1 protein-coding gene is annotated in these 2216 nt (G+C 62.0%); it reads right to left on the bottom strand.

Annotation, left to right across the window (positions count from 1 at the left end; all coding sequences use genetic code 11):
* Positions 1–229: 229 nt before the first annotated feature.
* Positions 230–1945 (bottom strand): D-lactate dehydrogenase, encoded by a 1716-nt coding sequence (gene dld, locus ACT3T9_RS18760; RefSeq protein ID WP_013161533.1) that lies wholly within the window; start codon positions 1943–1945, stop codon positions 230–232.
* Positions 1946–2216 lie beyond the last annotated feature (271 nt).

The raw sequence follows: 2216 nt of genomic DNA, 5'->3' as shown, positions 1-2216 counted from the left end.
CGGATTTCGCCGGTGTGCCGGCCGTCGCGGGTCAGCTGACGGCGTGAGGCGATGACCCGTTCTCGGACCGGGCGCGGCCCTCGCCGCCACGCGATTCTATGGCCTGCCCAGCCTCTGACCGATGTCTCGACTCATCCGTCCCGGTGGACCTAGGGAGTCGAGCCCTAGGTCCACCCGAGATGGATAAGACATCGCTCAGGCTCTCACTGCGTCGCGCTACCTTGGGGACTTAGGCCCAGTCCTTGTGCGGCGACGTGCCGCCGATACCGGCGTTGAACGTATTCGTCGGATCGAGCTCCTTGAAGTGCTCTTCCATGGACTCCGGCAGCTTGTAGATGCGACCGTAGTTGTGCTCGGCGGGCAGCTTCGCGCCGCGCTCCTCCAGCAGGTGCTGGATGCGGTCGTGCAGCGCCTCGGGATCCACGCCCTGCTTGGCGACATAGTCCTGGTGCATCACATGGCAGAAGAAGTGCCCGTAATACGCCTTGACCTCAAGCTGGTCGTCGATCTCCTCCGGCAGCACCTCGAGCCAGTTCCAATCGTCGCGACGCAGGGCCACATCGATGGGGATGAGCCCTGCGATGTGCCGGCGCTTCAACGCGGCGTAGCGAGTGGCGGCACTGGCCGCGCCGAACCGGTTGAGCGACGCGCTCTTTTCTTCATCAGACGTGCAGATGAAGAACTCACCAGTGTGCTCGGGCTCTGCGAAGAACTCCTTGAGCATCTTCTCGCTCGCGGCCTTCTGCGACTCGCTGACGGTGAGCAGCAGGTGATGCTCGAAACGGTTGCGGTACTCCATCATGCGCTTGGGCAGCTGGTTGGGCAGCACGCTGAACATGGCTTGCGATACCGTGTCGGCGAAGGTCGGACCAATGCCGGGAATCTTCGAGAACAAGCCGTTGGCCCACGTCTTGAACGAGAACATGCGCGTCTGCAGCGCTGGACTCATGAACTTCAGGAAGACGAAGGTGTCTTTGCCGTACTTCTCGGCCAAGTCGAAGGCACTGCGGCCCATGTACTCACCAGAGATAGGCAGCGGCATGTCGGCTTCGAGGAACAACCGACGGATCTCTTCGAGCTCGTGCGTGTTGTTCGTGCCGATGTAAAACACGGTCGGGTGCACTTCGCGAGGGAAGGTGCGGGTGCGCACCGCGAACACCATCAGCTTGCCGGCCGAGCCGGAAGCCTCGAACAGGTACTCGGGGTTCGCATTGTAGCGAGCAGGCGAAGGCACGATCTTGCGCAAGTGCTCGGCGTACTCGGTCTCGTTCGAGTCTTCGGGAGCTGGGGTGACATCCTCGGGAGACCACTCGCCGCGCTGTAGACGGTCGAGTGCGACCTCAGGGTCGTCTCCGAGCGAGATGCCCAGGTGATTGACCAGCTCGACCTTGCCGTCGTCGTTGACGCGGGCGAAGATCGCTTCGCGCGTGAATGCCGGACCCTTGCGAATCTGGCTGCCGCCCGAGTTGTTCGCGATGCCGCCGATGACCGAGGCGCCGATTGATGTCGACCCGATCACCGAGTGCGGCTCGCGCTGGTGCTTGGCGAGCGCGTCGGTCAGGTGTGTCAGCGGGGTGCCCGCGAGCGAGATCGCCTCGCGCGCGTCGTTGATGAGGTGCACCTCATCGATGCGGTGAGTCGAGATGATCACAATGGGGCGATCGTAGTCTTGGAAGCCGGGGCCGGATCCACCAGTCAGGCCCGTGTTCGATGCCTGCGGGATGACGATGAGGTTGTTGTCGACGGATACCTGCAGCGCCCGCCACATCTCGACCAGCGTGCCGGGGCGCACCACGGCGAAGACTGGTCCTCCGCCGAATCGATAGCCTTTGCTGAATGGCATCGTGGCACGCTCAGAGGTCAGTACATGTTCGTCGCCGACGATTCTCTTGAACGCATCGATCGCTTCGTGCGAAGTCGTGGTGGTCTGTCCTGGTTGCGTCATCTCTAAGCTTCCTATATTCAGTTGCATCACAAGCGCGTCATGATGCTGAGGGGATGTCGCCTTGATCCGAGCTAGTCCGCGGTCGTTCATTTTTTGATGGGCGGGGAAACGAGCCAGGGGGACGACGTCTGCGACCGTCTGCCCGGAAGCTCGCTACGGCGTCCAAGGAGTGTGCGTGTGCGTATGCATGTGCATACGCGCATCCTCATTGTAGAAGATGCGCATCAGATAGTTTCGGACCGCGGTACTTTCGGACTCCGGTAGGTTCGGA

The sequence above is a fragment of the Brachybacterium sp. AOP29-B2-41 genome, assembly GCF_052378395.1.
Taxonomy (GTDB): domain Bacteria; phylum Actinomycetota; class Actinomycetes; order Actinomycetales; family Dermabacteraceae; genus Brachybacterium.
Note: the sequence above shows the minus strand (reverse complement) of the source record. Positions and strands in the feature narration are given on the sequence as shown.

Bases quoted from the DNA above. Each gene is read 5' to 3' on its own strand.
- dld (WP_013161533.1), bottom strand. From the start codon at position 1,945: ATGACGCAACCAGGACAGACCACCACGACTTCGCACGAAGCGATCGAT.